Origin of the sequence: Bartonella chomelii, from assembly GCF_014138465.1 — a bacterium.
Lineage (GTDB): Bacteria > Pseudomonadota > Alphaproteobacteria > Rhizobiales > Rhizobiaceae > Bartonella > Bartonella schoenbuchensis.
In genome coordinates this window covers 1-2394 of record NZ_JACJIR010000022.1, presented here as the reverse complement: position 1 = coordinate 2394, position 2394 = coordinate 1, and the positions used below count along the sequence as shown (strand labels likewise).

The window sequence follows — 2394 nt, the reverse complement described above, 5'->3', positions numbered from 1 at the left end:
CCGGCTTTCCATTTAAAAATGGATCAAACGATGTCACCATTGTTCCTAACAGCTCAGTTTGATTGTTGATATCCATCAACCCAGTATAGAACAAAGTATTAGGCAAGAGCAGATAAGTCGGCGCTTGTGGAACAATTGCTGGTTTAATTGGCACTATACTTGGATGACGAGGGTCAAATGGGATATATTTACCTTCAAGACGGAAATCCCAAAAGTCTCCATCCCCTTTCACTAATCTTTTTTGAGGATCCGCTTTCCCAAATTCAGAATCAGGACCATAAGCAACGAGATGATATTGGTAAGGAGAATTATTTAATGTAACATAACCATAATTTAATTGGAAAGAGTCTTTTTTTGCTGATCCAGAAACTTGTACTATTGATACGCTTTGATTGTTATTATTTCTATTTGTTTTTGAATTTACAACCTCCTCTTCATTACTTAATGTATTCATATGAATTTTAGTAGTTCCAGCAACAGCACCATAGATTAAAACGCGGTCGGTTTTATTATCATAAAGTGAACCATCTTGACTTATTTGAATATTGAGATGAAGTTGCACATCACCCTGAGCGAGATAAACACTATGATACCCTTTTCCAATGTGTAGCGTTTGATAATCGTCTGAAGTTGGCTTTTCAAAGATAATTGCACTATCTTTAAGCATTACACCTGAAATTGATGAAGATAATTTTCTTAAATTTTGATTTTTCTTGTTTGTTAAAAACCACTTAGATCTATTAGTTAAATAAAATAGAGCACTAGATTCATCATCAACGTGCGAACCACCAGTTAATGAGGAATTATTAGTTGCAAGCATTACAGAAGATCCATTTTTAGCTTCTAATAACAAATCACCGGAAATATTTGAATCTTTTAAGGTAATAAAGCCTTTAGCTGTTTTTCCGTGAATAACGGTGCTGTTTGGAACTTTTAGGGTTGTTAGTGTTAAATTGACAACTCCTACTTCTGATATTTTGGGCATACGATAATCTGTTGTTAAATTACGTGATTCAGATCTTCCAAGGTGTGTTTCAGTTGATTTTTGAGACCCCCAAAGGCTTATACCAAAAGATTGATCACCCTCTACTGTAATAGTTGACCTTCTAACATTCACCATTCCACTATCAATATGAATTCCTTTAGCAATACCTGTTAATTCGGATTGGAGAAGTGTTATTTTTGCTCCCTTTGTAACATGTATCCCTTGTCCTTTGTTTTTTGATCCTTTAATTGTAACTTTGTTTGCAGCAAGATTAGCTCCTTTTCCTTGGGCTTTAAGGAAGTCTGCATCATTATCACCTGTATGCGTTATACTTACTTTATTTAAAATAGCTTTTCCGACACTTAAGCTTACACCATGTTCTCCTTTAAAGCTTATTGAGGTGCCACTCATAGTTATTTCAGCATTTTCAGCAGTTATTCCTGTATCAAGTTTATTCAATCTTGAATTGATCAGTCCTACATGCCCGCCATTAGTTACATACGCCCCTTTTCCTTTATCATTTCCATTAATTACTGTTTCTAATGTTTTAACTACAGATTCCCTGCCTTTAACTTTGATAAAGTCTACCTTACCATTGCCTTTGTAATTCATTTGTACATTTTTTAATGAAATCTGCCCCTTGTCGAGTTTAATACCATACTCTCCTTCAAAATTAATGGATCCATTCCCCATCCAAACTGACCCTTCTTCTACAGTCATTGCATTTTGAATTTTTGTCAAGTGTGAGTGATTTAGGGTAACATGTCCTCCTTTTGTGATATGTATCCCCCTTCCCCTTCCCCATCTATCACCACTTATCACCACTTTTATTGCAGCAAGATTAGCTCCTTTTCCTTCAACCTTAATGATGTCTGGAGTATCAACATTTCTACTGTTATTACTCTTATGTTTTGTAATAACGACTTCTTCTTCAACATCGACAGCATTTGAGCTGACGGGGACGGTAGTATCAACATTTCTAATACCCCTGTTATCATCCCTATATTCTATAATAACACCCTTTAACAAAACATTTCCCGTTACAAGACTGACAGCATGATCCCCATAAAAGTTAATTTTCCCATCCTCCATCCGGAATTGGCCATTAACCACCTCCACCCCATTTAAGACATTGGAAAAGATAGTACTTTTTAACATCACACGCCCGCCATTAGTGACATAAACACCCCTTGCTTTAGCCTGCCCGTCCATTTTAAGACCTATTGCCTCAATATATGCAGTATTTAAAACCCTTTTACCCTTTTTGTCTACAACCCTGTCTGCCTCAACCTTTAGGAAAGTACCACTGTAATTATCCCCTGTATACTTCATAGACACATTATTTAACACAGCAGTGCCCTGCGTGAGCAAAACACCGTGCTTGTCTGTAAACTCTATCGATCCTTTTT

1 pseudogene is annotated in these 2394 nt (G+C 36.2%); it reads right to left on the bottom strand.

Annotation, left to right across the window (positions count from 1 at the left end):
* A pseudogene (locus tag GGR10_RS06700) lies at positions 1-2317 on the bottom strand (autotransporter outer membrane beta-barrel domain-containing protein); the annotation flags it as partial.
* Positions 2318-2394: the final 77 nt, after the last annotated feature.